Annotated in this window: 22 protein-coding genes; 3 read left to right on the top strand and 19 right to left on the bottom strand. The window is 74.5% G+C overall.

The features are described 5' to 3' along the window. Positions 1-9 precede the first annotated feature (9 nt). Positions 10-525 carry a hypothetical protein gene (locus GPA10_RS21520; protein ID WP_343041195.1) on the top strand — a complete coding sequence of 172 codons (516 nt, stop codon included), beginning with the start codon at positions 10-12 and terminating at the stop codon, positions 523-525. Between the two features lie 24 nt (positions 526-549). Here GPA10_RS21520 and GPA10_RS21525 read toward each other — a convergent pair whose 3' ends face one another. Next, a complete protein-coding gene (locus GPA10_RS21525; protein ID WP_157166902.1) occupies positions 550-1,170 on the bottom strand; it encodes a phage holin family protein in 621 nt (206 codons plus the stop codon). Between the two features lie 197 nt (positions 1,171-1,367). Here GPA10_RS21525 and GPA10_RS21530 point away from each other — a divergent pair, with 197 nt between their 5' ends. Continuing rightward, positions 1,368-1,727, top strand: coding sequence for a VOC family protein (locus GPA10_RS21530; RefSeq protein ID WP_058851280.1), 360 nt, complete (start codon positions 1,368-1,370; stop codon positions 1,725-1,727). A gap of 82 nt (positions 1,728-1,809) precedes the next feature. Here GPA10_RS21530 and GPA10_RS21535 read toward each other — a convergent pair whose 3' ends face one another. From GPA10_RS21535 to GPA10_RS21605, 15 genes are all read right to left on the bottom strand, one after another. After that, positions 1,810-3,768: a DUF5107 domain-containing protein gene (locus tag GPA10_RS21535; protein ID WP_157166903.1), complete on the bottom strand. Its 1,959-nt coding sequence runs from the start codon at positions 3,766-3,768 to the stop codon at positions 1,810-1,812. Between the two features lie 74 nt (positions 3,769-3,842). Next, on the bottom strand, positions 3,843-4,739 hold the full coding sequence (locus tag GPA10_RS21540) for an arginase family protein (protein ID WP_058851278.1): 897 nt from the start codon (positions 4,737-4,739) through the stop codon (positions 3,843-3,845). Positions 4,740-4,781: 42 nt separating this feature from the next. Next, on the bottom strand, positions 4,782-5,336 hold the full coding sequence (locus GPA10_RS21545; protein WP_246259515.1) for a GNAT family N-acetyltransferase: 555 nt from the start codon (positions 5,334-5,336) through the stop codon (positions 4,782-4,784). Between the two features lie 67 nt (positions 5,337-5,403). Continuing rightward, positions 5,404-5,658 (bottom strand): LapA family protein, encoded by a 255-nt coding sequence (locus GPA10_RS21550; RefSeq protein ID WP_198351666.1) that lies wholly within the window; start codon positions 5,656-5,658, stop codon positions 5,404-5,406. A gap of 184 nt (positions 5,659-5,842) precedes the next feature. Beyond that, positions 5,843-7,639, bottom strand: coding sequence for a CocE/NonD family hydrolase (locus tag GPA10_RS21555; protein ID WP_343041183.1), 1,797 nt, complete (start codon positions 7,637-7,639; stop codon positions 5,843-5,845). Positions 7,640-7,830: 191 nt separating this feature from the next. Next, complete coding sequence (locus GPA10_RS21560; protein WP_343041184.1) at positions 7,831-8,769, bottom strand: S66 peptidase family protein; 939 nt, start codon at positions 8,767-8,769, stop codon at positions 7,831-7,833. Then, positions 8,766-10,766 carry a prolyl oligopeptidase family serine peptidase gene (locus tag GPA10_RS21565; RefSeq protein ID WP_157166904.1) on the bottom strand — a complete coding sequence of 667 codons (2,001 nt, stop codon included), beginning with the start codon at positions 10,764-10,766 and terminating at the stop codon, positions 8,766-8,768. Before GPA10_RS21565 ends, GPA10_RS21560 begins: the two co-directional genes overlap by 4 nt. A 30-nt stretch (positions 10,767-10,796) precedes the next feature. Continuing rightward, a complete protein-coding gene (locus GPA10_RS21570) occupies positions 10,797-12,122 on the bottom strand; it encodes a M20/M25/M40 family metallo-hydrolase (protein ID WP_157166905.1) in 1,326 nt (441 codons plus the stop codon). Further along, the gene (locus GPA10_RS21575; protein ID WP_157166906.1) at positions 12,115-12,948 is read right to left on the bottom strand and encodes a M55 family metallopeptidase; all 834 of its coding nucleotides are present in this window, start codon (positions 12,946-12,948) and stop codon (positions 12,115-12,117) included. The genes GPA10_RS21570 and GPA10_RS21575 overlap by 8 nt, the downstream gene beginning before the upstream one ends. Before the next feature lie 24 nt (positions 12,949-12,972). Further along, a complete protein-coding gene (locus tag GPA10_RS43740; protein WP_157166907.1) occupies positions 12,973-13,731 on the bottom strand; it encodes a cytochrome P450 in 759 nt (252 codons plus the stop codon). Positions 13,732-13,751: 20 nt separating this feature from the next. Then, on the bottom strand, positions 13,752-14,714 hold the full coding sequence (locus GPA10_RS21585; RefSeq protein ID WP_157166908.1) for a KR prefix domain-containing protein: 963 nt from the start codon (positions 14,712-14,714) through the stop codon (positions 13,752-13,754). An 11-nt stretch (positions 14,715-14,725) separates the two neighbouring features. Then, entirely contained in the window at positions 14,726-17,485 is a 2,760-nt protein-coding gene (locus tag GPA10_RS43745; protein WP_157166909.1) for a beta-ketoacyl synthase N-terminal-like domain-containing protein, read from the bottom strand. 19 nt (positions 17,486-17,504) lie between these two features. Beyond that, a complete protein-coding gene (locus GPA10_RS21595; protein ID WP_157166910.1) occupies positions 17,505-19,451 on the bottom strand; it encodes an amino acid adenylation domain-containing protein in 1,947 nt (648 codons plus the stop codon). Further along, the gene (locus tag GPA10_RS21600) at positions 19,448-20,350 is read right to left on the bottom strand and encodes an NAD(P)-binding domain-containing protein (RefSeq protein WP_157166911.1); all 903 of its coding nucleotides are present in this window, start codon (positions 20,348-20,350) and stop codon (positions 19,448-19,450) included. Before GPA10_RS21600 ends, GPA10_RS21595 begins: the two co-directional genes overlap by 4 nt. 43 nt (positions 20,351-20,393) lie before the next feature. Further along, positions 20,394-21,329 (bottom strand): class I SAM-dependent methyltransferase, encoded by a 936-nt coding sequence (locus tag GPA10_RS21605; protein ID WP_157166912.1) that lies wholly within the window; start codon positions 21,327-21,329, stop codon positions 20,394-20,396. Between the two features lie 771 nt (positions 21,330-22,100). On the opposite strand from GPA10_RS21605, the gene GPA10_RS42610 reads away from it, so the two are divergent. Further along, positions 22,101-22,469 (top strand): cytochrome P450, encoded by a 369-nt coding sequence (locus GPA10_RS42610; RefSeq protein ID WP_246259537.1) that lies wholly within the window; start codon positions 22,101-22,103, stop codon positions 22,467-22,469. A gap of 126 nt (positions 22,470-22,595) precedes the next feature. On the opposite strand, the gene GPA10_RS21615 is transcribed toward GPA10_RS42610, so the two are convergent. From GPA10_RS21615 to GPA10_RS21625, 3 genes are all read right to left on the bottom strand, one after another. Further along, positions 22,596-23,141 carry an EF-hand domain-containing protein gene (locus GPA10_RS21615; protein WP_157166913.1) on the bottom strand — a complete coding sequence of 182 codons (546 nt, stop codon included), beginning with the start codon at positions 23,139-23,141 and terminating at the stop codon, positions 22,596-22,598. Positions 23,142-23,338: 197 nt separating this feature from the next. Beyond that, the gene (locus GPA10_RS21620) at positions 23,339-24,064 is read right to left on the bottom strand and encodes a class I SAM-dependent methyltransferase (RefSeq protein ID WP_157166914.1); all 726 of its coding nucleotides are present in this window, start codon (positions 24,062-24,064) and stop codon (positions 23,339-23,341) included. 132 nt (positions 24,065-24,196) lie between these two features. After that, the gene (locus tag GPA10_RS21625; RefSeq protein ID WP_157166915.1) at positions 24,197-26,647 is read right to left on the bottom strand and encodes a SpoIIE family protein phosphatase; all 2,451 of its coding nucleotides are present in this window, start codon (positions 26,645-26,647) and stop codon (positions 24,197-24,199) included. Positions 26,648-26,728: the final 81 nt, after the last annotated feature.

The following is a 26,728-nucleotide window of genomic DNA, read 5'->3' on the forward strand; positions in this document are numbered from 1 at the left end:
GGACCCGACGTGCTTTTGATCGGCGGGCGGTCGGGCGTGGGCAAGTCCTCGGTGGGCTGGGAGGTCGCGGCCCGGCTGCGCGCCGCCGACGTGGGGCACGCCCTGATCGAGGGCGACCTCCTCGACGTGGTGCACCCCGCGCCGCCGGACGATCCGCACCGCTCGCGGCTCACCTGCCGCAATCTCGCCGCGCTCTGGGCGAACTACGCGGCCCTGGGCTGCCGCCGTCTCGTCTACACCAACACGGCCGCCGTGCTGCCGTCCGAGGAGTGGCTGTTCACCGAGGCGCTCGGCCGCCCCCGGCTGATCCGGGTGCTGCTCACCGCCACCGACGCCACCGTCGAACAGCGCCTCATGGGGCGCGAGTTGGGTTCGGAGCTCGACCAGCAGCTGCGCCGCAGCGCGTACATGGCGCGGCGCCTGGACACCTCGGTGCCGCCAGGAACCCACCGGGTGCCGACGGACGGCAGACCGGTGGGTGCCATAGCGGCCGAGGTGATCGCCCGAGCGGCCTTCACCCGGTGATCGGCACCTGTCGTCGGCGGCGCGTCACCGCGCCCGCGTGCCCGAGGCGTCGGGCTGCTGCGGGGTGCTGCCCGGCGGAACGGTCGGGAAGCCCGCGATGCCGCCGGTCGGCGCGCCGGCCGGAGGCGTCTCGGGCGCAGCGGGGGCCGCGGGAGTCGCCGGTGCCGCGGCGGGGGCCGCGCCCGTGGGAGCCGCCGGGGTCGAGGGCGCGGCGGGCACCGGAGGGGCCGCGGGCGCGCCGTGGGTCGCCGCAGGGGTTCCGGCCGGGACCGGTGGCGCGGCCGCCTGGGAGCCCTTCGGGGACGGCCGGGCGGCGTTGCGGGTCAGCACGGCGGCACCGGCGAGCAGCGCCGTCACGATCAGCGCGGCGGCCCAGCCGGGCAGGCCGAGTGCGAGCACCAGGCCGACGGTGAGCGCCGCCGCGGCACCCGCGTACAGGGTGAGCGCGCCGGAAGTGGCGTACAGCGCGGCCTTGCGGCGCTGCTTCGCCGCGGCGTGGGACAGCTCCGCACGCAGTTCGTCGCGGAGTTCGTCACGCAGCGTCTGGCGCAGGGACTCGTGCACCGCGTCGCGGACGACCTGCGACAGCACGTCGCCCAACGTCCTGTCCTGAAGCGGCACGTTCTGGTGGTCCTGGACCGGCATGGTTCTCGTCCTTCCTGTACGAAGCCATTGCGACATCCGTCACGAAGCCATGGCGACATCCGTGTGGAGCCGTCAAGGCCCCCCGGGTACCCGCCACTTGCGGTGCGTAACGGGTGGGCGTGCGAACGCCGTCGCGGCGAGCGCGAGGTGGGCGGAATGGATCTCCTGGTGCCGCGCCGCCAACTAGGCTCGTCCCCATGGAGATCCTGGGAACCGTGCTGCGTGTCTGCGTCAGGGACTTGGAGGCGTCCGTCGTGTTCTATGAACGGCTGACGGGCAGCACAGCGATGCGTTTCGAGCGGGGCGGCGTGTCCGTGGCCTCGGTCGGCTGCTTTCTGCTCATGAGCGGACCCGAGGCGGAGCTGGAAGTGCTGCGCAAGGTCGCCGCGACGATCGCCGTGAAGGACGTCGACGAGGCCCTCGCGACGCTCAGCGCGTCCGGGGCGCACATCGTCGCCGGACCCGTGCCCACGCCGGCCGGGCGCAACCTCATCGCGATGCACCCCGACGGCGCGGTCTTCGAGTACGTCGACCGCAACGTGACCCCGACACCCTGAGAGCCCCGGCCCTCCGGCCGCACGCGGAACCGGAGGGCCTTGCGCCGTGCCCGGAGGGCCCTACGGCGGCATCCGGTGGGCCTTACGGCCGCATGCGGAAGTCGTATCTGTCCGGCAGCGGTTCGTCCGACAGGGCCGCCCACACCTCGCCGAGGGTCTCCTCGCCCTCCCGCAGGTCCGCGACCTCGAAGCCGTCGGTGAAGACGGCGAGCGCCGCGGCGGCGTCGCCCTCCGCGAGCAGCAGCCGCGCCTCGGCGAGGCGGAAGCGTCCCGTCGCCCGCGTACCGGGGTGCAGGCGTGCCCAGACGGCGCGGGCCGCCTCGGCGCGCCCCACGGCGAGGAGTGCGTCCAGTGCCTCACGGCCGAGCGCCGCGGTCGCCGCGACCCATGCGGCGCCGTCGTCCCGCCGCTCCGCGCACAGGTCGTCGAAGGCCTCCGCGTACCGGTCGGCGGCCCGCTCCCCGTGCCCCGACTCCCGGTCGGCCACCGCGAGGCAGCGCAGCAGCGGCCAGCGGGACGGCGCGAGTGCGAGCCCCCGCTCCCAGCTGCGCACCGCCTGCGCCAGGTCCCCGGCGTGCCACTGGGCCACGCCCAGGTGGTACTCGGTGTGCGGCTGCGCGGGCGCGGTCTCCAGCATGTCCCGCCAGTGCGGGGCGACGAGGGTGGGTCCCGGCGGTGCGACCCGGCGCGGCTCGGGCACGGCGCCGCTGTGCAGCAGATCGCGCCACGGCTTCTGCTCGGGGCCGAGCGTGGCCTCGGGGAACGGCGTGCCGGGCAGTTCGTACCGGGCGCGCAGCACTTCGAGCGCGCCCCAGCCCGAGCCGGTGGCGAGGACCTCGCCGGGTTCGGCGTCGGCGTGCGGCAGCCACCGCTCGTACGCGGCGGCTACCGTCTCCGCGGGCAGCGCGTCGGCGAGCCGTGCGGCCACCTCGTCCCTGGCCGCCGCCCAGTCGTCGCCGTGCGCCGCGTCCGGAGCCGCGGACAGCGGTCCGTACGCCTCCAGCCACGCGAACTCGCTCTCGGCGTCGAGCCGTACGTGCTCCAGCTGGGTGCGGGCGAGACCGGCCTGGATCTCGGCGTACCCGCCCGTGCCCGGCTCCGTCAGCCACTCCTGCCAGCGTCGCCCACCGGGCCCGCTCCCCCACATGAAGAGTTTGCGTCCGCGCAAGCGGGGCGTGGACGTCTGCACCAGGCCGTGCCCGTCCGCGTCGACCGCGGCGATCCAGGGGCGCGTCCCGTCGGGCACGTCGTAGAAGTAGTCGGCGGCGAACTCGGCGCGCGCGGGGCGGGTGCGGTCCTCGCCGTCGTGCTCGGGCACCGCGACCTTGCGCAGCGTGCGCGCGTAGCCGTGGTGCCAGGCCTCGTCGGCGGGGGCGAGCACCCTGCGCTCCTCGGGCACGGCCGTGTTGGACCACCAGTAGACGGGCACCGGCTTCTCGTGCGGATTGCGGACGCGCACGCCGACGTACAGGAAGTCGGAGTCCGCGGGCAGCCACAGGTCGACCTGGAAGGGGGTGTCGCGCAGCCGCTCCCACTCCCACAGGCGCACCATCTCGCCGCCGTCGGGCGCGCTCACCCGGGCGGCGTGCAGCGGCGCGCAGGACAGCGTGGTGTGGCCGGTGGCGCCGATGTTCCACTCGATGCCGCCGGAGTACCAGGCGCCGTTGAGCGCGAAGTCCGCGGGCTGGAACACCGAGTTGCGGTAGAGGAGTTCGCGCCCCGTCGGCTTGTGGAACAGGGAGTGGACGCGACCGCCGAGGCCGGGGAGCACGGTGACGCGCAGCCGCTCGTTCTCGATGACGATCGTCTCTATGTCGGTCGCCGTGCGCTCGCGGCCGTAGCCGTCGCGTCTGCGCGTGGGCAGCACGGACCGCAGCGGTTCGTGGGCGAGCTGCCGCGCCATGTCGCGCGGCAGTCCCTCCCGGTCCCGGATCTCGACGCGGCGCGCCCGCGCCGGGGGCCCCAGCGGCGGCAGCGGGTTGTCGGGACCCAACCCGGCTGCCGGCAGGGTCAGTACGTCACGCCGTACGGTCGTCGCCAAGGCGCCCTCCTGTGGTTCGCGGTCCGGTGACCATCGAACACGCCGGGCGCCGCCCCGGCCAGGCCCCCGGCCGTTCAGGCTTCGGCGAAGGCCGCCACGACGACGTCGGTGAGCACGTCGCCCGCGGTGCCGTCCGGGTCCAGGTCGGGGTCGTAGATCGTGACGTTGAGGCCGACGCAGCGCGGGGAGCGCACCAGCGGGCGCAGCAGGGCGAGGAGTTCGTCGGGGTGCAGGCCGTCCGGGTCGGGGGCGTCGACGGCGGGCATCACGGAGGGGTCGAGCACATCGGCGTCCAGGTGCACCCAGAACCCGTCGAGGGCGGTGTGCTCCAGGCTGCGCAGCGCCGAGCGGGCCACGTCGTCGGCGCCCCACTGGCGCAGTTCGCCGACCGTGACCGTGGGTATCCGCAGGGCGCCGAGCTCGCCGCGGTCCTCGTCCTCGTCGCGCATCCCGAAGAGCCTGACGTCCTCGTCGCGCAGGTAGGGGCGCAGGCCTTCGATGTCGGTGAGGTCGTCCTGGCCGCGGCCGGTGGCGAGGGCCAGTTCCTCGCCGCCCGCGGCGCCGACGCGGTCGGAGTTGCCGGGGTGGCGGAAGTCGGCGGACGCGTCGATCGCGGCGAGTCCGTAGCGTCCCAGGCGGCGCAGGGCCAGGGACGCGCCGAGCTGGATGGAGCAGTCGCCGCCGAGCACGACGGGCAGGTCACCGGCGCGCACATGGCGCTCGACGCGGTCGGCGAGCCGTGGTGTGTAGGCGGCGATGGCGGCCGCGTTGAAGACGCCGTCGCCCTCCTTCCAGTCGCCGCGGTCGTAGCGCGGCGGCACCACGACACCGCCTTCCACCGCGTGCAGGCGGCGCAGGATGCCTCGTTCGCGCAGGGCGCCGGCGAGTTTGTAGCAGCCGGGGACGGTACCGGGGGCGGGCGGGCGCAGGCCCAGGTTGGAGGGGGCGTCGATCAGCACGGTGTTTCTCATGCCGCCATCCTCCGTGACCGGCGCCCGCTCGCTCAACGCCCTTTACCGGCCGCCTCGCGGGCCGTCGGCCGTGCGGGCCCACCGCTGGTGGTCGCGCCACGCGCCGTCGATGAAGAGGAACTCGGGCGAGTAGCCCTCCAGGCGGAAGCCCGCGCCGCGCGCGAGGGCGATGGACGCGGTGTTGCCGGGCTGCACGTTGATCTCAAGACGGTGCAGGCGCAGCTCGTCGAAGGCGTACCGCACCACGAGCCCGAGCCCCTCCCGCATGAAGCCGCGCCCGGCGGCGTGGGCGAACGCGCCGTAGCCGAGGGCGCCGCTGCGGAAGCCGCCCTCGACGATGTTGTTGATGTTGATGAACCCCGCGAGGGCGCCGTCCTGGCGCTCGTACACGAGGAACCCCGCCTTGGTGGGGTCCTCGATGAGGGCGTCGGCGTAGCCGGCGTACTTCTCTGCGGTGGTCGGCGGGAACAGCCAGGGACGGTGCAGCTCGCGGCTCTGGCGCGCCCGCCGGGTGAACTCGGCGCCGTCCGCGCGGGTGTAGGGGCGTATGCCCACGCGGCGTCCTTCGGCGAGGGTGACGGGGTGCATGCGCAGCATCCGGCCACGCTACCCGGCGGGCCGGTCCCGCGCCCCGGGGCGCCCGCGCGTCACCGGGGTGCGGGCGTCACCGGCGGCGGTTGAGGAAGAACGCCCCGCACAGGGCGCCGATCAGGCCGGTGCCGAGCAGCGCCATCCACAGCGGCATGGTGACTTCGGGGATGAGCAGCCGGATCTTGGTGCTGCGGGTGTTCTCGAAGATGAAGACCAGAGTGAGGATCGCGATCACGGCGACGGCCACCCGGCCGGGCGTCATCAGCCCGCTGATGACGCCCCGTCCTGACGGGTTCTGCGAACCGCCCGTGGAGCTCTTGGGGCTCATGTGGGGACCCTTCCGTTCCGTCCGTTCCGTCGGAGCGCCGGCCGCTCCCCCGGGTCCAGCATGGGCAGGGCCGGGGGATCCCGCGCGGTGGGTGTGGCCGGAGGCGGGATGGTGTGGGCCGTCCGGGTGACGGACCGCCGGCTCGGGCCACCGCAGCGGCCACCGGCTTCGGCCCCGCGGCGGCTCACCGCACGACGGGCAGCCGCAGCGCGCCCGGCTCCCCGGGTCCGTTCACCACGGTCACGGGCTTCACGTCCCGGTTCCCGACGTACGCGCCGTCGCTGGCCGCGATCACGAACTGGAGCCGGTGCCCCTTGCCGTACCGGTGCACGGTCGCGGGCAGCGTCAGCGTGAACGCCCTGCGCACGTCGGGCACCCGCACCGGGGCGACGAGGCGCCGCACCAGCGTCCTGCCGCCGTCCGGCGCCACGTCGTACAGCTTGGCGAAGAGGACGAGCCGGTCGGCGGCGTCGCCGGAGTGCTGCACGCGTTCGGTCGCCGGTGAGCGGACCCGCAGGGTCGCGCGGGGCGCGCCGACGACGTCGAGGGGCGCGGACAGCGGCGCCGTCGTCCAGCCCAGGTGCGTGTGCCTGCCGTCGTGGGGCGGCGGGTCGGGCAGGCCGACCATGCCGGTGAGGGAACTCTCCGAGTGGCTGGTGGGCACCGGCAGGTTGCGGTAGGTGCGGCTGCCGCGGACCACGTGCCGGGGGTGGTCGACGAGCCTGCCGTCGCCGGACAGGTACAGGGTCCTGGAGGGCGTGGGGACGGCGGGCGCGGCGGCGTAGGCGCGGGCCGGGTCGTCGATCCAGTCCCGGTGGTAGGCGAAGTCGGGGCCGGTGTCCGCGTGCCGGTCGTGGCGCAGGTACCGCTGGAACCAGGCCAGGATGCGCCTGCCGACGTAGCTCGTGTCGAAGGTGCCGTCGCCGAGGTCGAGTTCCCCGGCCGGCGGGGTGACCATGCCGCCGCTGTGGCCCCAGGCCTGCCAGATCATCTTGGCGGGGGTGCCCTGCCCCGTGAGGGTCCGGTAGGTCGCCGTCGCCTCGTTGAGGTTGAAGAGCGTGTCGGCCTGGCCCTGGACGAGCAGGGTGGGCGCCTCGACCTTCGACAGGTAGGAGACGGGTGACACGCTGCGCGCGTAGTCGAGCACGCGGCGGGTCTCGGCCGCCGGGTAGCGGCCGGAGTTGAGGGTGCGGAAGGTCGCGCACGCCTGGGTGACGAAGTGGATGCAGTCCAGGGAGTTGAAGCGGGTCGGATCCAGGCTCGGCACGGCGAGGGGCTGGCCCTCGCCCCGCAGGTAGAAGCCGTTCATCCACTGCCACTTCGCCGCGCCCGGCACCGCCCGGTCCGCCGCCGCGGGCCCGGCGACGCCGTTGGGGGCGAGCGAGTACGCCAGGTCGTGCCAGGTGATCAGCGGGACCAGGGCGTCGACGCGGTGGTCGACGGCGGCCGTCGCGAGCTGGACGGCGCCGCCGTAGGACCCGCCGAGCATGCCGACGCGCGGGTCGCCCCGGCCGTCCTGGGTGACGAAGTCGGCGACGGTGCCGTCGTCGGCGGCGCGCCGCCCGGCCAGGAAGTCCAGGAGGCCGGAGGCCGCCTCGCCGTCGATCCGCGGGTCGTCCAGGGAGATCAGGCAGCCCGAGGCGCCGAAGCCGAGCCCGGAGTAGACGAGGCCGACGTATCCCCGCCCCGCGACCGCCTTGCCGATGGCGGCGGTGGAGCCGTCCGACTTGTTGCCGCCGAAGCCGTTGGTCGCGAGGACGGCGGGCGCCCGGTGGCGGCGGTCGACGCCGTCGGGCACGTAGAGGTCGGCGTCGACGGTGCAGTCGCGGCCCCCGGCGGGGACGGTGAACTTCAGCGGTGTGACGCGGTGTCCGACGGTGCCCGCCGGCGTGGCGCGCCGCCCGTCATCGCGGGCCCCGGCCGCGGGGGCGGCGAGCAGCGGCGGCCCGAGCAGCGCGGCCCCGGCGAGGGCGGCGAGCACCGTGAGCCCGCCGCGCGGGGGGCGCCCTCCCCGGCGGGGCGGGGGCGTGCCCCGCGGCGCGGCCCGGGGCGGCGACGGGGACCGGGACGCCGTCCCGGGGCGGGACGTCCGGCTTGCTCGGAGTGCACGGAATGCGAGGACCTTCACGCAGAGGACAACCGCCTACCGACCGGTAGGTTTCGGTCGGTGGCTCACGCGGTGAGCGCGGGCACGTCCAGTCGGAGCATTCCCGTGTCCGCGTCCAGCTCGCCCGGCACGCCGAACGGCACCGTGAGCGCGCCGTCGCAGTGCCCGATACCGAAGTCCTCCACGAGAGGTACCCCCAGACCGCCGAGCCGGTCGAGCAGGACGGCGCGCACGGCGTCACGGGGACCGCAGCGCTCCCAGGAGCCGAGGGCGATCCCCGCGACCTCGTCCAGCCAGCCGGAGCGGAGCAGCTGCGTCACACAGCGGTCGATGCGGTACGGCTCCTCCCCCGTGTCCTCCAGGAACAGCAGCCCGCCCCGCGCGGACCGCCGTGCCGCGGGCACGCCGAGGTCCGCCGCGAGCAGCGAGAGGCAGCCGCCGAGGGTGGTCCCGCGCGCCGCGCCGCCCACCAGGGCGCGGCCCGGGGAGGCGACGACCCGCACCGCCTCGGGTTCGAACAGGGTGCGCCGCAGATGGTCCTGGGCCGCCGCGTTCTTCAGGAAGCCGTCGTCCGCGACCATCGGCCCGTGCAGGGTCACGAGGCCGAGCCGGAGCGCGAACGCCTCGTGCAGGGTGGTGATGTCGCTGAACCCGAGGAACACCTTGGGTCCGGCCGCGCGCAGGGCCCTCCAGTCGACGAGCTCGGCCATCCGCGCGGTTCCGTAGCCGCCGCGGGCGCAGAACACCGCCGACACCGCGGGGTCGCACCAGGCCCGCTCCAGGTCGCGGGCCCGGTCGGCGTCGGTGCCCGCGAGGTGGCCGAGCCGCGGATGCCGGTCCAGGACGTGCGGGGCGGCGACCGGGTCCAGGTCCCAGCCGCGCAGGAGGTCGAGGCCCGCCTGGAGCCGGTCCTCGGGGACGGGCCCGCTCGGGGCGACGACCGCGACCCGCGCGCCGGGGAACAGCCGCCGTGGCCGGGCCAGGGGGCCCGTCGGCGCGGTCACTTGGCGAGCTCCAGCGTCGGCGTCCCGCCCGCCGGTTCGAGGCGGAACACCTGCGCGTACAGGGACAGCTCGGCCTCCAGGACCCGGATCATCGTCTCCGCCCGGCGGAATCCGTGGCCCTCGCCCTCGAAGGTGATGTAGGCGTGCGGCACGCCGCTGCGCTCCATGCGCTCCAGGAGCAGCTCGCACTGGGCGGGCGGACAGATCACGTCGTCGAGGCCCTGGAGCAGCAGGAACGGCGCGGTGATCCGGTCGGCGTGGCGTGCGGGCGACCGCTCCTCGTACCGTCCGGGTACCTCGGCCCAGGGACCGATCAGCGTCTCCAGATAGCGCGACTCGAAGTCGTGGGTGTCGCCGTCGCGCCAGGGCACGAGGTCGAGTACGGGGTACAGGATCGTGCCGCAGGCGTACACGTCGGTCGTCGTCAGCGAGGCCGCCGTCGTCCAGCCGCCCGCGCTGCCCCCGCGGATCGCGAGCCGCGCCCGGTCGGCGGTGCCCTCGTCGGCCAGGGCGAGCGCCACAGCCGCGCAGTCCTCGACGTCGACGACGCCCCACTGGTCCCTGAGGCGGTTGCGGTAGGCCCTGCCGTAGCCGGTGGAGCCGCCGTAGTCGACCTTGGCGACGCCGATGCCGCGTGAGGTGAAGTAGGCGATGGTCAGGTCGAGGACGAGCGGGGCGCGGCTGGTGGGGCCGCCGTGCGCCCACACCACGTACGGCGGCAGCTCGTCGTCGGGCGCGAGGTGGCCGGGGTGGTGCGGCGGGTAGACGTGGGCGTGGATCTCGCGTCCGGCGGGGCCGAGGAAGGTGCGGATCTGTGGTTCCGGGTAGTACGTGGGGTCGACGGGGTCGTCGTGCGCGGCGCCGACGACACGGGCCCGGCCGGTGCGGGTGTCCAGCTCCACCACCTCGTAGGCGCTGCGGGGGCTCGCGGCGATCCCGGCGACGCGGGTGCCGCTGACGGCGAGCGAGGCCGACCACTCCGACCAGGGCCCGGCCGCGTCGACGACCTCACCGGTCTCGGGGTCGAGTATGCCGAGCGCGGTGGCGCCGGTGCCGTGCACGACGGCGATCAGGCCGCTGTCCAGGGGCGCGAACCAGCTGAGGCCGAGCTGCCACAGCGGGCCGCCGAACTCTTCCTCGCGCGGGCACAGGGCGAGCGCCGTGCCGTCGGCCTCCGCCCGGTACAGGTTCCACCAGCCGGTGCGGTCGCTGACGAACAACAGCCGTCCCTGCCGGTCCCATTCGGCCTGGACGACCGACTCATCGGGGCCGCCCGCGAGCACCCGGGGAACGTCGAAGGTGCCGTCCGCGCGGACGTCGGCGACCAGGAGTTCCGTGCCGTCCCACGGCATCCGGGGGTGGTCCCAGGCGATCCACGCGACCCGGGAGCCGTCCGGTGCGAGCCGGGGTCCCGTGACGAAGCGGTGCCGTGCGTCGGACAGCTCCCGCACGGCGCCCCGGTCGTCGGCGGCCGAGCCGTCGAGGGGCACGGCGGCCACCACCCGCCGCACGTCCGTCGGCTGCTCGCCGGTGAACTCCTCCAGGACGCACCACACTTCGCCGCGGCCCGCGTGCACTCGCAGATCGGCCCAGCGCAGGCCGCCGCCGACGCCGGACAGCGGCGTCAGGGGTCTGGGTTCGGCCGCGGGCACGTCCGGTTCGTACGCGTACAGGCGCTGGTCGGCGAAGTCGGCGAAGACGAGCAGCGGTCCGCGCGGGTCGCCGGCGCGGGCGTCCGCCGCCCAGGGCAGGCCGCCGTACTCGATGACGCGGCTGCGGACGTTCCAGGGCGCGGCGAGGACCGACTCCTCGCGGCCGTCCGTCCTGCGCCGCACCAGGGTCCGCCTACCGCCCTCGGTGGGCCGCGGCTCCGTCCACCACGCCTCGCCCCCCACGAAGCCGACGAATGCGGGACTGCCGTCGTGAACCGCGGCGAGCGCGGCGTCGATCGGGGACAGCCACGAGCCGTAGGGCTTGGTCTGAGCCATGTCGTTCATCTCCCCCAGGGGTCGGTCGGGCCGTGCCGGTCAGGCCGTGCGCAGGAAGCGGTCGAGCACGCGGGTGCCGAAGTGCAGCGCCTCGACCGGCACCCGCTCGTCGACGCCGTGGAAGAGCGCCTGGTAGTCGAAGCCCTCGGGCGTCCGCAGCGGCGAGAAGCCGTAGCCGCGGATGCCGAGCCGCGAGAACTGCTTGGCGTCGGTGCCTCCCGACATGCAGTACGGAAGGACGTGGCCCTCCGGCGCGAACTCCTGGACGGCCGCCCGCATCGCGGCGAACGTGGGCGTGTCCACCGGCGCCTGGAGGGCCACCTCCCGGTGATGGAACTCCCAGTCGACGTCCGGTCCGGTGAGCCGGTCAAGGGTGGTGCGGAACTCTTCCTCGCCGCCCGGCAGATATCGGCCGTCCACATAGGCGGTGGCCTCCCCCGGGACCACGTTGACCTTGTATCCGGACGTCAGCATGGTCGGGTTGGCGCTGTTGCGGACCGTGGGCTCCACCAGCGCGGCAGTGGGCCCGAGCTTCTCCATGAAGGCGTCGACGTCGAAGCCGGGCGCCGTCGGGTCCGCCTCCAGGCCGTACAGCTCGGCGAGCGCGACCAGGGCCGCCCGCACCGTCGGGGTGAGCCGCACCGGCCAGCGGTGTTCCCCGATACGGGCGACGGCGGCGGCGATCCTGCTGACCGCGTTGTCGCGGTTCACCTTCGAGCCGTGGCCGGCCGTGCCGCGGGCGGTGAGTTTGAGCCAGCCCGTGCCGCGTTCGCCCGCCGCGATCGGATACAACTGGTTGCCGCGGCCGTCGTGGAAGGTGAACGCGCCGGACTCGCTGATGCCTTCCGTGCAGCCCTCGAACAGCTCGGCGTGCTGGTCGGCGAGGAAGCCGGAGCCGTCGAGCGCGCTGGCCTCCTCGTCGGCGGTGAACGCGATCACGACGTCCCGGCGGGGCCGCACCCCGGCCCGCGCCCAGTTCCGTACGACCGCGAGGACCATCGCGTCCATGTTCTTCATGTCGATGGCGCCGCGCCCCCACACGACGCCGTCGCGGACCTCACCGGACAGCGGGTGCACGCTCCAGTCGGCGGGCTCGGCGGGCACGACGTCGAGGTGACCGTGGACCAGGAGCGCGTCGGCGCCGGGGTCGGTGCCCTCGACGCGGGCGACGACGTTCGTGCGGCCCGGGGTGCGCTCCAGGAGCCGCGGGGTGAGACCGGCCTCGGCGAGCCGCTCCGCGGCGTACTCGGCGGCCGGGCGTTCGCGGCAGCTGCCGTCGCCGTGGTTGGTGGTGTCGATGCGGATGAGCTCCGAGGTGAACCGGACGACTTCGTCCAGGGCCCGCTGGTCGATCTGGTCAGCCATACTGCTCCTCAACGGCGGCGTCGACGATCGTGGTGACCGCCTTGAACGTGCGGATGCCTTCGTACATGGTGTCGCTCGTGTACGCGACCTTCCGCTCCGCCACGCGCCGCACGCCCGGAACGACCGTCGCCGCCATCGACAGGTGTTCCGCGTCGAACTCGACCGCCAGCGTGAAGGGCCCGTCGGCCACCGGCTCGTGCCGCACGGCGAGGGCCGCCGCGTCCCTGGCGGCGGCCCGGATGTCGGCCGCCGTGCGGGCCGGGGTGCGGCAGACCGCCGCGTACCGCGACACGTGGTCCTTCACGGCGACCTTCAGCGCCCCGGGCGCGTAGCCGAGTGCGTCCTCGCAGGCCAGGTCGTCGCCGGTGACGAGGACGACGGGCACGCCGTACTCCGCGACGACATGGGAGTTGAGGAGCCCCTCGCTGGCCCGGACACCGTTGATCCACACGCCGGTGATCTGGTTGGCGAGATACGTGTGGGCGAGGACGCCCTCCATGCCGGCGCCCGCGTGGTAGCCGACGAAGGCGATGCCGTCGACGTCCGCGTGCTGCACGCCCTCGACCATCGACAGGGACTTGTGCCGTCCGGTGAGCATCTCGGCCCGCTCGTCGAGCTGTTCGAGCAGCAGATTGCGCATGGTCCAGTGCGCCTCGTTGATGAGCACCTCGTCGGCGCCCCCGTCGAAGAAGCCGAGCACGGCGGCGTTCACGTCGGAGGTGAACATCGCCCGGCACCGCTCCCACTGCGGTGTGCCCGGCAGCACGTCGGCCGGCCAGGTCACACCCGTGGCGCCCTCCATGTCGGCGCTGATGAGGATCTTCATGCCGGGCCACGTTACCCCCACCCGCTACCAGAGGACCGGCAGCGCCTCCACGCCGTACGCGGCGTTCAGCGGGGTGAAGCGCAGGTCCCGCAACGGGCGTTGCAGCCGCAGGTCCGGGAAGCGGCGCAGCACCCGGGGGACGCAGACGCGCAGCTCCATCCGGGCCGGCTCGGCGCCCAGGCAGTAGTGCGCGCCGTGGCCGAGCGCCAGGTGGTGCGGCGGGGCGCGGGTGACGTCGAGGCGGTCGGGGCCGGGGGCGAGGGCCGGGTCGCGGTTGGCCGAGGGGAGCTGGCACAGGACGTAGTCCCCGGCGGCGATCCGCACCCCGGCGACGGTGACGTCCTCCGTCGCGAGGAACACCTTGCCGAAGGCCACCACCGACAGATGGCGCAGCACCTCCTCCGCCATGGTCTCGGGGCGGGCGTCGCCGTCCCGTACCAGCTTCGCCTGTCCGGGGTCGTCGATGAGCATCAGCAGGGCGAGGCCGAGGGTGCCCGCGACGGTGGCGTACCCGGCCAGGAGGGGCTGGGTGGTGATGCCGGTGAGTTCGGCGTCGTCGAGTTCGGTGCCGTGCGCGCGGATCAGCCGGCCGACGACGGTGTCGGGCGTGGTGCGCCGCTGGTCGGCGACCAGCGCCCCCAGGTAGGTGTCCAAGCGCTCGAACGCGCCCTGCTGCTCGACGTGCCGGGGGTGGAAGTCGAGCAGCAGGGCGAGGTCGTGGTGGAGCCGGTCGCTGTCCTCGGCCGGGACGCCGAGGAGCTCCAGGAACAGGGTGCGGGGCACCGGCAGGGCGAAGTCGGCGATCAGGTCGGCGGGCGGCCCTGCGCGTTCGACGGCGTCGACGGTGGCCGCACCGGTGACGGCGGCGTCCGTGCTTCCGGGGGCGCCGGGGGCCTCGGTGCCCGTAAGGCCGGGGTGGGCGGCGCCGCTGCCGTCGGCGTGCGCGCTGCCGCGACCCTCGTCGCCGTACGCGGAGGCCCCGTACGCGTCTCCGTACGAGGAGCCTCCGTGCGCGTCTCCGTACGAAGAGCCCCCCGAAGAGCCCCCGTACGCGTCGTCGTGCAAGTCCCCGTACGACCCGAACCCGTACGAAGCGTCTCCGTACGCGTCACCATGCAAGTCCCCATACGGGGAGCCCCGTACGCGTCACCGCGCAAGCCCTCGTACGAGAAACCCCCGTACCCGTCACCGTACGGCGGCCCCCCGCACAAGTCGTCGCGCACGCAGGCGTCCGGGCCCCGCCCGGCCGTGGGCAGCTCGATGTCGATGAGCCGCACGGTGACGGTGCCCGGTTCCGTCTCCGCGCGCAGCGCGCCCGCCGCGCCCACCGTGAGCGCCGCCCACGGGTCGAGCCGCTCGCTTCCGGTGATCTCCAGGGCGCCGCGGGTGACCAGGCACACTTCGACGGGCCCGGTACGGGTGGACAGCGCGGCCGCGAGGCCCGCCACCTCGCCGAGCGGCGGGCAGGCGCCCCGGGACGCCGCCCCGCCCCACAGGCTGACCACCCGCAGCGGCACGTCCGGTGCCGCGCCCGCCGCTTCGAGGGCGGCTCCGTACCGGTCCGCGGCGCGCGGGTCGAGCGTGACGCGCCGCCCGTCCTGCCCGGACCCGGACCCCGGCACCACCGTGACGACCTCGCCGCCGCGCGCGGCCACCTGCTCCGCGAGGGCGGCGCTGAGGGCGCTGTCGTCGCCGAGGAGCACCCAGCGGTGGGCGGCGTCGTCGGCGCGGGGCGGGGCGGGGCGGGGTCGACCGCGCGCCGCCAACCGACGCCGTATCAGGGGGAGTCGGGGGCCCGCGGGCGGGAGCCGTCCGCCGCCGAGGGGGCCCGCGCCGGCCGGTGGGCGATCCGGGCGAAGGGGTAGGGCGCCACGGGCAGCCGCTGCCCCGGCCGCGGCCACAGCGGGGAGAGGTCGACGTCGATTACGGCCTCCCAGGCGCGGGCGAGCCCGGCGAGCAGCACCTCGCGGTCGTCCCGCTCCTCCAGGGGGTGGCGCGTCAGGGGCACCGCACGCGGCAGTCCCTGCGCGCGGGCGAGCGTCGTCAGGGTGGTGCCGGGTCCCACTTCGAGGACGAGACGCGGGTCGCGCTCCCGCAGCCGGGCGAGTCCCGCGTCGAACCGGACGGTGCCCCTGAGGTGGCGCACCCAGTGCTCGGGGTCGGTGAAGGGGGCGTCGGCGGTGCCGGTCATGGCGGAGATCAGCTCGGTGTCCGGGGCGGTGAGGGCGATGTCCCGCACCACCTCGCGGAAGCGGTCGAGCACGGGCTCGACCAGGGTGGAGTGCGCGGCCGTGGCCAGGGGCAGCGGGCCGCAGTCGACTCCCGCCGCGGCCAGGTGCCGCCGGGTCCGTCCGATCGCCTCCGCGGGCCCCGAGAGGACACAGGCGCCGGGCCCGTTGACGACCGCCAGGCCGACGCCGTCGCGCTGCCAGGGCGCGGTGTCCGCGGCGTCGGCGCGCACGATGAGCATCGCGCCGTTGTCGATGTCCGACAGGTCCGACAGGAGCGCGCCCCGGGCGCAGACGAGCCGCAGGGCGTCCGGCAGGGAGAGCACGCCTGCCGGCTGGGCGGCCGCGTACTCGCCGAGGCTGTGGCCCATGAGGACCGACGGCGTCACGCCGAAGGCGCGCAGGAGCCGGGCGAGGGCGATCTGCGTGATGAACACGGCGGGGAAGGCCGTCCGCGGATCGTCGACCACGTCACCGGCCGGTCCACCGTCCGTGTCACCGAGCGCCGCGGCGCCCGTCCCGGCGTCGTCGCCCGCCCACCAGCCGCGCAGGCTCCGCGCCGTCTCCCCGTCGGGTTCGGGCAGCAGCGCGAGGCAGGTGTCCACGGTCTCCCGGAAGACGGGCTCGTCGCGGTGGAGGCCGCGGCCCATGCCCGCGTACTGCGAGCCGCCTCCGGGCAGGACGAACGCCACCTCTCCCGCGCGCCCCCCGGCGGGCGGCAGCGGCGGCCCGGGGCGGGTGCCTGGTTCCGCGAGGGCGTGGGCGCGGTCGCGGTAGACACCCGCCCTGCGGGCGGGCAGCCGGCGCCTGCCTTCGGCCGGCGTGCGGGCCACGGCGGGGAACTGCTCGTCGGTGACGTCACCGAGCGCCCGCCCGCAGGCGCCTGCCAGCTCGTCGAGGGCGCTCTCGTCGCCCGCGGACAGCGCCACGAGCTGCCAGGCGCGGGCGGGCGGCGCGGTGGGCGGCGGGGGCGGCTCCTGGAGGATGGCGTGCGCGTTGGTGCCGCCGACGCCGAACGCGCTGACGGCGGCGCGGCGCGGCCCGCCGGTCTCGGGCCAGCTCTCCGCCGCGACGGCGGGGCGGATCGGGCCGGTGTCGAAGTCGATCTCGGGGTTCGGGTGGAACGGGGCGCTGGGCATGGGCGGGACGAGTCCGTGCCGCACCAGCAGGGCGGCCTTGATGAAACCGGCCACTCCGGCGGCGGCGTCCGTGTGCCCGATGTTCGACTTCACCGAGCCGAGCAGGCAGCGGCCCCGGCCGCGCGCGCCCGCCGCCCGGTAGGCGCGGGCGAGGGCGGCGGCCTCGACGGCGTCGCCGAGCGCGGTGCCGGTGCCGTGGGCCTCGACGTACCCGATGGTGTCCGGGTGGACGCGGGCCGCGGCGAGGGCCGCCGCGACGACGGCCTGCTGGCCGCCCATGCCGGGCGCGTTGTAGCTGAGCTTGTCCGCGCCGTCGTTGTTGACGGCGCTGCCCTTGACGACCGCGTAGACGCGGTCGCCGTCGGCGCGCGCGTCGGCGAGCCGCCGCAGGACCACGATGCCGAGGCCGTCCCCGGTGACGAAGCCCGTCGCGTCCCGGTCGAAGCAGCGTACGTGGCCGTCGGCGGACCACACGCCGCCCGCCCGGCGCAGATAGCCCTGGCGGCGCCACGGCGACCAGGAGACGCCCCCGGCGAGCGCCATGTCGCAGTCGTGGGCGTGCAGCGCCCGGCAGGCGGCGTGCACGGCGACCAGCGAGGTGGAGCACGCCGACTGCACGGCCACGGCGGGCCCGGTCAGGCCCAGTTTGTACGCCACCCGGGTCGGCAGGAAGTCCTTGTCGTCGGCGGCCGTCAGGAGGTCGGCGGAGGTGCCGAGGAAGGCCGAGCCGTCGGCGCCGCGGTGGGTGCCGACGGTCTGGCCCGCGTAGACGCCGACGGTCCCGGGGAAGCGCTCGGGGTCGTGGCCGCTGTCCTCGACGGCGTGCCAGGCGGCTTCCAGGAACATCCGCTGCTGGGGGTCCATGACGGCGCTCTCGCGTGCGGAGTAGCCGAAGAACGGCGCGTCGAACAGGTCGGCGTCCCACAGGATGCCGGCCGCGGGCATCAGCGCGGGGTCGGCGACGCGCTCGGCGCCCGCGCCCGCCTCGGCCAGTTGTGCGGGGGTGAGTTCCTGGATGCCCCTGCGGCCCTCGGCGATGAGGCTCCAGAACTCCTCGGGTCCGGTGGCGCCGGGGAAGCGGCAGGCGATGCCGACGACGGCGATGTCGGTCTCGGCGGCGGGGCCGGGGTCGGGACGGCCGTTCTCCCCGCCCGGGTGCGGCTGGCTCACTGCTCTGTGCCCTTCAGCTTCAGGGGAGGGGGTCGGGTTCCGTGCCTGCGGCGCCGCGCTCCAGGAGCGCGATGAGCCGGCGTACCGTGCGGGCTCCCAGGAGATCGGCGGCGGCGAGGGTGATGCCCCAGCGGTCGGCGACGACGGCCTGGAGGCGGACCAGGTCCAGCGACGTGGCGCCCAGGTCGGTGAAGTCCTCGTCGGGCCCGATGTCGGCGACGCCGAGGACGTCGCCGACGAGCCGGGCCACGGCGCGCTCGACGGAGGGCGGTCGCCGGGACCCGCGGGCGGAGTGGCCCTCGTACCGGTCGGGGGGCACGGCGGGCTCCGTGGGCACGGCGGCCGTCGGTGCGGTCAGGGCCGCGCGGTCGACCTTGCCGTGCGCGTTCAGGGGCAGCCGGTCGAGGATCACGAAGGACGACGGGATCAGGTGCGCGGGCAGCAGCGGAGCGAGCTGCCGGCGCAGGTCGGCGGGTGCGACCGGGCGTCCCGGCGCGACCTGGAGGTAGGCGGTCAGGCGGTCCGTCCCGGTGCCCGGCGGGTTCACGTGCGGGCGGGCTCCCGGTATGCGGTCGGTCGCGGTCACGACGGCGCCGGTGACGTCCGGGTGGCGCAGCAGGGCCGCTTCCACCTCGCCGGGTTCGATGCGGTAGCCGCGTACGTTGAGCTGCTCGTCGATGCGGCCGAGGAACACCAGGTCGCCGCCGGGCAGTCGGCGGGCCAGATCGCCGGTGCGGTAGAGCAGGTGCCCGGCGTGCGGGGCGAAGCGGTCGGGCAGGAAGTGCGCGCGGGTGTCCTCGGGCCGGTTCAGATAGCCGAGGCCGACGCCGGGCCCGCCGATGTGGATCTCGCCGGTCTCGCCGTCCGGCACCGGCGTGCCCCACTCGTCGAGCAGGTGCACGGTGGCCTCGGCCAGCGGCTTGCCGATGGTGACGGGGCCGTGTCCGGGCCGGATCCGTCCCGCGGTCGCGCACACCCCCGCCTCGGTCGGGCCGTAGGCGTTGAAGAGGCGGGTGCGCGCGCCCCACCGCCGTACCAGGTGGTCGGGCAGCGGCTCGCCGCCCGAGGTGAGGGTGGTGACCGGGATCGTCTCCCGCTCCGGGAGCGTGGCGAGGAGGGAGGGCACGGCCGAGAAGTGGGTGATGTCCCAGCGGCGCAGGGTCCGGCTCAGTTCGGGTCCGCCGTGCGGGGGCCCGCCCGCTCCCGGTACGACCAGGGTGCCGCCGCTGAGGACGCTCATGGCGAACTCCCAGATCCACACGTCGAAGGTGAGCGGCGCGAACTGCAGGACGCGTGCGCCCTCCAGGTCGCCGTAGAGCCGCCGCAGGCCGTGCGCGAGGGCGACCACCGCGCGATGCGGCACCAGGACGCCCTTGGGCGTCCCCGACGTGCCCGAGGTGTACAGCACATAGGCGAGGTCCTCGGGGCCGGTCGCCGTCTCGGGCCGGCGGCGGGGCATCGTGTTGCGGTGCGGGCGGCGCGCCAGGGGGCTCGTGGGCGTCACGGGGTTCGGGGGGTACGGGGCTTCGCCGCGTACCGGCGGCTGTTCGGGCCGGTCCACCCGCACGCACCGCAGGGACCCGTCGCGCCGGGGCAGCAGCGCCCGGTCGGGTTCCCGGTCGGCGACCAGGGTGCGCACGCCGGCCTCGGCGAGCACGAGCCGGTTGCGTGCGGCCGGGCAGGAGGCGGGCAGCGGCACATGGGCGCCGCCCGCGAGCCAGATGGCGAGGACGGTCACGGGCAGCAGGGGCGAGCGTTCCATGACGACGCCCACCACGTCGCCCCTGCGGACCCCGGACCGGGTGAGCCGGGCGGCGAGGCGTTCGGCCCGCTCGGCCAGTTCCGCGTAGCAGACCCGGCCGCCGGGGTGGATCAGGGCGATGCGGTCGGGTACGGCGTGCGCCCACTTCAGGAACAGCCCCGGCGCGTCGGTGTCGCGCCGCGCCGCCGGGGCCGCGAGCGTCACGCCCGCTCCCCCGGCTGCGGCGCCGCGGCGCGGCGGGCACGGAACTGCTCGGTGAGGACGGCGATGTGCTCGCGGCGGAGCCCCTGGTCCATCGCGGTGCGCACCCGGTCCCGCATCGCCGTCAGGAACGACTGCTCGATCCCCGCGTGTCCCGCGACCCGGGCGAGGTTCTCCAGGGCGTCGATGTGGGTGGTCAGCGGCGCCTGCTCGAATGTGTAGTCACCGCGCTCGATCAGGTCGAGGCCGACCTTGACGGTGTTCTCGAAGCCCGGGTCGTACAGCGGGACCGAGGCGGCGAACTCGCCGAGCCCGACGTCGAGCAGTTCGGCGATCGCCGCGCACTCCACGAAGCCGCTGACGAACGCGTGGTAGAAGGCGCTGGCCACGACGTGGTACGCCTTCGCGTACCGGGGCTCGGTGTGCAGGTGCACCTGGGTACCGGCGAACGCCTTGGTCACCGGCGCGAGTTCGGCGAAGTCGGCGGCCGAGCCGCCGTAGACGGTGAAGCAGCCCTCGGTGCCGATGGCGTCGGGGTAGTTGAGGATGGCCGCCTCCATGTAGCGGCCGCCCGCACCGGTCACCCGCTCCCGCAGCGGGCCCACGCTGTCGGGTACGCCGCTGGAGTGCTGGACGACGAGGCGTCCGGCGAGGTCCGCGCCCGACTCGTCGAGCACGCGGTGCGTGATGTCGTAGTTGAGCAGGCAGAGCTGGGTGGTGGGGGAACTCGCGACGGCCCCGGCGGCCGTGGGGTGGGCGTGCACCCGCGGGTGACGCGCGGCGAGGTCGTCGGCACGGCTCGCGGTGCGGTTCCACACCGCGACCTCCAGGCCGGCCGCGGCGCAGGCCCGCGCCACGCCCGCGCCGATCACGCCGGCGCCGACGACGGTCACGTCCGCCATGTCAGTTCTCCGTCCTGGTGAAGGTCATGACGTCCTGGTGCGGTCACGACGCCCTGGTGAAGGTCATGACGACGCCGCCGATCTGGGGCGCATCGGCCCAGTCGGCGAAGGCGGTGAGCAGCCGGGTGGCCGTCCGGCTGCCGAGCCGTTCCGTCAGCCGGCCGTGCAGCGCGCCCAGTTCCTCGAGGAGCCTGCTGAAGGAGCCCCGTACGCAGGGGCTGATGTCGACGAGTTCGGTGATGTCGAGCCCCGCGTACCGGGCCGCCGCCAGGTGTTCGTGGGGCGGGTCGAGCGACACCGCGTTCAGCATGCTGAGGAAGGGGCCGATCCGGTCGAGGAGGTCCTCGGTCGTGCGACCCCGGACGTAGGGGGTCTCGACGACCAGGCGGCCGCCGGGCCGCAGTACCCGGGCGAGAGCCCCGTACAGCCGCGCGACGTCGAAGTGCGGGGTGCTCTCGAAGGCGAGGGCGGCGTCGAACGAGGCGTCGGGGAACGGCAGGCGCAGGGCGTCGGCGTACGTGAAGCGCACGTCGGCGCCGGGCCGCCGACTGCGGGCGTACGCCGCCGCCGCGGCGAGCGCGCGGCGGTCGATGTCGACGCCGACCACGCTCGCGCCGGTGGTCTCCGCGATGCGCACGGCGGGCCTGCCGTTGCCGCAGCCCACGTCGAGGACCGTCCGTCCCGCGGCGGCGTCCAGCTTGCCGACGACGAGGTCGGTGAGGCGCCGGGTGGCCTCCTCCACCGGGGTGCGGTCGTCGGCGCCCCGCCACATCCCGAAGTGCCGGTCGGGACCCGCGGCGTCCTCCTCCAACGCCGTGAGCATGGCGTACGTTTCCTCGATTTCCCGGTGCGAGTAATCCGCGCGCCACCTCGGCTCTGCCGCGGTGGCGGAGACGTCCGCGTTCGCGGCGGCGGTGTTCTTGGCGCCGGTGTTCGTGACGTCTGCGTTCACGGCGTCCGTGTTCGCGGCGTCAGCCATGAGAACTCCCCACGAACCGATGCTCATCGAATTCGGAGGGTTCTTTCGCATACCGAATCCGAACCTGATGAAAATGTGCATTCGGCACAGATGAAGTGCGGCCGAGCGTCCGCTGCGGACGTCCGGCAACCGAGCGTCAGCCTTGTCGAGGCGGTCTCGCACGTCAAGAATGGATTCACGCCACGTCGCCAGGACGCGGCGATCACGCGGACGAATGTGATCCTTCGGCGCCGCCGTGCGAAGTTGCGGGAACCGGCTAACATGAACGCCGCACAATGCGATGCGGATGGGCCACTCGCTCCGCGGTCCGGGCCGCACTACAGTTCTCTCGGCCGCAGCCGTCCGAAATCCTCACTGGAGGTTTCGTGGACACCCGACCGGAACCACACCGAGAAGCACTGCGAGTAGCGTCGCGAGAACCTCGCCCAGAACCCAGGGAATATCCTTTCAGCCAGCCTTGCGGGCTCGACGTGGATTCCGCGTACGAGCATTGCCGTAATCGGCAGGGGCTGACCTGGATACGCCCGCCGTACGGCGACGACGCCTGGCTGGTGACGCGCTACGAGGACATCCGGTTCGTCCTGCGGGACCGGCGCTTCGTCCGGACTCCGCCGGCCGGCGCCGACGAGGCCCGGATCACCCCGCTCCCGTTGCAGGACAGCATCCTGAACACCGATCCGCCGCAACAGCCCCGGCTGCGCAGGGCCCTCCGAGCACCTGCGCGAACTCCGCGAGGACCGGGAGCTGCTACCGGCCACCGTCGACGAACTGCTGCGCTACGCGCCGTTCCGCTCCCATGTGACGTTCGCCCGCTACGCCACCGAGGACGTCGAGGTGGGCGGCACCCTGGTGCGCGCGGGCGAGCAGGTGCTCCCCGCGCTGCCCGCCGGGAACCGGGATCCGGCGCGGTTCACGGCGCCCGACCGCCTCGACTTCCACCGCGAGGGCAACCCGCACCTGTCGTTCGGACACGGGCAGCACCACTGCATGGGCCCGCCGCTGGTGCGGATGCTGGTCAGGGTCGCCGTCGCGACGCTGCTCGACGGTCCTGAGCCGAAGCTCGCCGTGGCCGAGCGGGAACTGCCGTGGCGGGCCGACCTGATCATCCGGCGTGTCGAGTCGCTGCCCGTCACCTGGTGACGCCCGGTGCCGGACCCGCCCGCCAAGGAGCGCACGGAAGGGAGGCTGGGCCCCCACCCAGCCTCCCCCCTGAAGTGCGGCAGCGCCTCCCCCGGGCGCGTGCGGCACCGTCGTGCCGGGGCGCGGTCAGCTCCGCGGCTGCCCGAAGACCCGGCTGCTCGCCGCGTCCACCGAGGCGTCGGAGTACAGGTCGCGGCTCGCCACGAAGTACTCCTCGGGGCTGATCCGGCCGTCGCTGTCGGTGTCGATGGCCTGCGCCCCGATCCGGGCGTCACGGGTGGAGAGCCCGAAGGCCCGGAGCAGTTCCGCGAACTCGTCCGGCGACAGATAGCCGTCGTCGTTCGTGTCCGCGGCGGCGAATTCCGCGTCCGTGATCGGACGCAGCAGGCCGTCCGCGGTCGACGGCTTGGCATGGCGTTCCATAGAGGACTGGAACTCCGACCGGGAGATCTTGTTGTCCTTGTCCGTGTCAATCAGTTCGTACATGATTTCCCACGCCTTGGCATAGGCCTCGTGCAGGCGGCGCCACTTCGGGCTCTCCTTTGTGTAGCCGAGGTAGGTCAGCACGCGCTCGGCAAGCTGCTGGAGATCAGCGGATTCGATGTATCCATTGCCATTGACGTCCGCGAGGCTGAACCACTGATCTGCCTTTTGCGCGATACCGGCGGCCATTTCGCTCTCCGCTCGTGTGGACGGCTAGCTGTGCTGCGCGCTGCCCCAGCGTACTGAAAGCACAGGTAGCGGCCAGACCGAAATTGCGACATCCGGCGGGCGGATGGAAGAGAACGGTGTGGGGGCCGGGGCGCAGGATAAAGGAGATTACGGGGGCACGGCCGGCGCCTCGCGAGCCCGGGGTCTCCCGACCGGCATCACCCGGGCCGCCCCGCCACCAGCCACCGTGAGGGCAGTTCGATGCGGCTGCCGTCCGCGGCGAACTCGGTGGTCAAAAGCGGGAGTTCTCCGTTCGCGAACACTTCGAGGCCCGCCCGGTGGACGAATTCGGGGACGACCGCGTCGGCCACATCGCCCGGCGCGATGCCGTGGGCGAAGACGGGGGCCAGCTTGGGCGGCGGCCCCCCGTCGCCCGCGGCCAGACCGCGCAGGACGGGCCCCGCGGCTTCGGCGAGTTCGACGGCGAAGGCCCGGCCGCGCTCACCGACGAGCACGGCGATGCAGTCCAGGAGCGGCTGCCGGTCGGCGGGCTCGCACTGGTGCAGGACGCCGCGCATGTACACGTTGACGTCGCCCAGTTCGGCGTGGAGCTGCTCGACCTCGCCGCGCTCGGCGGCGTCGAGCTGGCGGAACTCGGCCTGGCCCGCCGGGTCGGCCGCCCTGGCGTGGGCGACGGCGGCGGCCGACAGGTCCACGCCGAGCACCCGCGGGAACCGGTCGGCGAGGAAGCGGGTCTGGCTGCCGTTGCCGCAGCCGAGGTCCACGAGGGGCAGCCCGGGAGCGGTCATGTACGGCTCGAACAGGGCCAGGTGGCGGCCCGCCCCGAGGGCGGGATCGGAGTCCCAGAGGACGGCGCCCTCCTCCGTGGGCGCCTCGCTCCAGAACCCCTCCCAGGCCTCCTGGTACCGACTGGTGACGCCCATGCCCGACTCCCCGGAGATGCGACTGGCGCCGCCGATACCGGCGACAAGATCGGTCTACCGCTCCCGGGGGCGCCCGACAAGTCACCGGCGCACACCTTCCCCGCGCTTTCGACGCGCGGCAGCCGGCGGGGCCTAGCGGCGCGGGCGCGGCAGGGGCAGTTCGAACCACACGGTCTTGCCGCCGCTGGTCCTGCTGGTGCCCCACTCCTTGGCGAGGTGGGTGACGATGCGCAGGCCGCGCCCGAACTCGTCATCCGGGCCCGCGCTGAGCAGCGTGGGCAGGGTGGCGTCGTCGTCCTCGACCTCGCACAGGAGCCGCCCGGAACGCACCAGGCGGAGGCCGATGCGGCCGCCGCGGGTGTGCCGTACGGCGTTGGTGACGAGTTCGCTGGCGAGCAGCACCGTGATGTCGGCGAGGTCGTCGAGGCCCCAGTCCCGCAGCCGGGCGCGGACCAGGTCGCGGGCCCTGCTGACCTCGCTGGGGTCGGGGGCGAGCCGCCAGTGCCCGACGTCCGTGGAGGCCACGCCGTTGAGTCTGGCCATCAGCAGGGCCACGTCGTCCTTGCGGCCGCCGCGCGTGTTGAGGGCCCGGATGATGGTGTCGCAGGCGTCGTCCATGGACGCCGCCGGGTGGGCCGCGGACTCGACGAGGGTGGCGAGGCCGACACCGATGTCCTCGCCGCGCACTTCGACCAGGCCGTCGGTGCACATCAGGAGCCGGTCGCCGGGGGCGACCCGGACCCGTACCGACTCGAACGGCACGCCGCCGACGCCGATGGGCGCTCCGGTGGGCAGGTCGATCAGCTCGCTGCGGCCGTCCACGGCGCGGACGAGTACGGGCGGGATGTGGCCCGCGTTGGCGAGGTGCAGTTCGCCGGCGATCGGGTCGTACACCGCGTACAGGCAGGTCGCCAGATAGTGCTCGCCGAGCCGCTGCGCCAGGTCGTCGAGGTTGCGCAGGAGCTGGGCGGGCGGCAGGTCGAGGGCCGCCATGGTCTGGACGGCGGTGCGCAACTGGCCCATCATCGCGGCGGAGTTGAGGCCGTGCCCCATGACGTCGCCGACGACGAGGGCGGTGCGCGCCCCGGGCAGTTTCACCGAGTCGAACCAGTCGCCGCCGACCCGGCCGAGCATCGTGCCCGGGAGGTAGCGGGTGGCGATGTCGCAGCCGGACATGCGGGGCTCGATGTGCGGCAGCATGCTGTCCTGGAGGGTGTCGGCCACCGACTCCTGGTAGGTGTACATGCGGGCGTTGTCCAGGACCAGGCCCGCGCGGGCGGCCAGTTCGGCGCCGGTGACGCGGTCCATGTCGTTGAAGACGGGCCGCTCCCGGTGGCGCAGCAGGATCATGAAGCCGAGGACGACGTTGCGTGCCTTCAGGGGCACGACCAGCATCGACCGGTGGTTGATCAGCGGCCGGATGTCGCGCTTCTCGAACTGCGAGGCGATGGCGTTGCCCATCTCCTCCGTGATGCGCGGTACGAGGACGGGGTCGCCGGACGTCATGCACTGGAAGAACGGTGTGTGCGCGGGGAACGGCATGGACTCGCCGACCGGCACGACGTCGTCCCAGCGGCCGGGCTCGTCGGTGTGCTCGACGGCGACGCGGTGCCACATCGTGGTCTCGTCGGGCACGCCGTCGGGGAAGCCCTCGCCCGCGACGACCTGCTCGCGCAGATAGGTGCCCGCGACGTCCGTGAAGCGCGGCACGACGGCCTTGCTGACCTCCTGGACGGTGCGGGCGAGGTCGAGCGAGGAACCGATGCGGCCGCTCACCTCGTTGAGGAATTCGAGGTGTTCGCGGACCGCCGCGTATTCGAGGTCCTCGGCCTCGGCGTCCGCGTCGTGGGTGTCCGGGGCGGGGGCGAGCCCGGCGGCGGCCGCGGCTTCGGCGCGCCGTCTGCGGGCCTGCCGCTCGGCGCGCCGCGGCACGCCCCAGTCGGGGGTGACGGGCACGCGGTCGTGCTGGCTGAACTCCAGGACCGGGTAGCCCAGTTCGAGGACCTGCGCGACGATGCGGGCGCTCTCGCCGACGCTCATGCTCGGCAGGATGTCGGGGAGGCGGTGGGCGAGTTCGTCGGCGCCGGGGAAGTCCGTGTGCAGCGCGAACCCGGGCGCTATGCGCTCCATGTGGCCGGCGGGGGCGCCCTCGGCCTCGCCGGCGGCGGTCAGCCGGGCGGCGTCGGCGGCGAGCACGAGCAGCCGTTCCGGGCCGGGGCCCACGAGGGGGTAGGCCCACCACAGGACGTCGATGCGCCCGTGCCCGCGGGGTGCGGGGGTCAGCCGGGCGCGGCCCGCGGCGGGGTAGGAGATACGGCCGTCGAGGGAACTGCCGAGGTCGGGGCCGAGCGCGTCGTGGTCGCCGTAGGGCGCGTCGTCCTGCGGGAGGGCTCCGGAGACGGGCAGCAGATCGCCCGCGGGGCGGCCCACGGCCTCCTCCTTGACGTACCCGAAGAGGCGGCGCGCGCCGGTGCTCCAGTGGGACACCAGTCCCGTGCCGTCGATGACGACCACGGCCAGCGGTACACGGCCGGACACACCGCTGTGCGCGGCCGGCTCGCCGTCAGGGGTCCCACGCTCCATGGCCTCGGCTCCTTCCCGCGGCGCGGCAAGATCGGCATCGTCCCCAGCCATCGTCTTCGACCACCGTACGGCGGTCGCGGC

Origin of the sequence: Streptomyces typhae (assembly GCF_009755605.1) — a bacterium.
Lineage (GTDB): Bacteria > Actinomycetota > Actinomycetes > Streptomycetales > Streptomycetaceae > Streptomyces > Streptomyces typhae.

What these genes read in the sequence shown, in the direction of transcription:
- GPA10_RS21525 (WP_157166902.1), bottom strand. Translation starts at nt 1,170, where the DNA reads ATGCCGGTCCAGGACCACCAGAACGTGCCGCTTCAGGACAGGACGTTG.
- GPA10_RS21530 (WP_058851280.1), top strand. Translation starts at nt 1,368, where the DNA reads ATGGAGATCCTGGGAACCGTGCTGCGTGTCTGCGTCAGGGACTTGGAG.
- GPA10_RS21540 (WP_058851278.1), bottom strand. Translation starts at nt 4,739, where the DNA reads ATGAGAAACACCGTGCTGATCGACGCCCCCTCCAACCTGGGCCTGCGC.
- GPA10_RS21545 (WP_246259515.1), bottom strand. Translation starts at nt 5,336, where the DNA reads ATGCTGCGCATGCACCCCGTCACCCTCGCCGAAGGACGCCGCGTGGGC.
- GPA10_RS21550 (WP_198351666.1), bottom strand. Translation starts at nt 5,658, where the DNA reads ATGAGCCCCAAGAGCTCCACGGGCGGTTCGCAGAACCCGTCAGGACGG.
- GPA10_RS21565 (WP_157166904.1), bottom strand. Translation starts at nt 10,766, where the DNA reads ATGAACGACATGGCTCAGACCAAGCCCTACGGCTCGTGGCTGTCCCCG.
- GPA10_RS21570 (WP_157166905.1), bottom strand. Translation starts at nt 12,122, where the DNA reads ATGGCTGACCAGATCGACCAGCGGGCCCTGGACGAAGTCGTCCGGTTC.
- GPA10_RS21575 (WP_157166906.1), bottom strand. Translation starts at nt 12,948, where the DNA reads ATGAAGATCCTCATCAGCGCCGACATGGAGGGCGCCACGGGTGTGACC.
- GPA10_RS21600 (WP_157166911.1), bottom strand. Translation starts at nt 20,350, where the DNA reads ATGGCGGACGTGACCGTCGTCGGCGCCGGCGTGATCGGCGCGGGCGTG.
- GPA10_RS21605 (WP_157166912.1), bottom strand. Translation starts at nt 21,329, where the DNA reads ATGGCTGACGCCGCGAACACGGACGCCGTGAACGCAGACGTCACGAAC.
- GPA10_RS21615 (WP_157166913.1), bottom strand. Translation starts at nt 23,141, where the DNA reads ATGGCCGCCGGTATCGCGCAAAAGGCAGATCAGTGGTTCAGCCTCGCG.
- GPA10_RS21620 (WP_157166914.1), bottom strand. Translation starts at nt 24,064, where the DNA reads ATGGGCGTCACCAGTCGGTACCAGGAGGCCTGGGAGGGGTTCTGGAGC.
- GPA10_RS21625 (WP_157166915.1), bottom strand. Translation starts at nt 26,647, where the DNA reads ATGGAGCGTGGGACCCCTGACGGCGAGCCGGCCGCGCACAGCGGTGTG.